Annotated in this window: 1 pseudogene; it reads left to right on the forward strand. The window is 43.2% G+C overall.

What is annotated here, in order from left to right:
- Positions 1–76: 76 nt before the first annotated feature.
- Positions 77–454, forward strand: a pseudogene (locus ACZGCQ_RS16980) (hypothetical protein); the annotation flags it as partial.

The raw sequence follows: 454 nt of genomic DNA on the forward strand, positions 1-454 counted from the left end.
GGGACCACCCTTTTTAGCTCTTTCCGTTCCCGCTTCACTTCTGACAGCCCTGGCGATCTCTCAAGGGTGGTTACAGATGCCGTACTCTTTAATTGGTCTTGCTTGTTTTGGTGCAGTCCTCGTCGCCATCCTTCATGCTTTGATTGAGTTTTTTCTCACTTATCGTGTTACCGAACGCATGCTACTCACTCTAGAAAACTATGCGTTTGAACATGGATTTGATTTTCCTAAAAAAACGACGGTCGTCACACTAAAGCAAAAAATGCTGATCAGTACACTGATCATCGGTGTTTTTCCCGTCATGCTGTTCGTTCTCGACTCAGCTGTCCAGTTAACGGAAAATGAAAGCATTTGCTCTTACTGGAGTTGGGTGACACTCATTTTAATCGTCATCTTATACGTTGCGACGTTTTGTATTTTTCTTCTCTATGAAACTATCCGTAAACCAATCGTC

The sequence above is a fragment of the Exiguobacterium sp. HSB13 genome, from assembly GCF_056764755.1.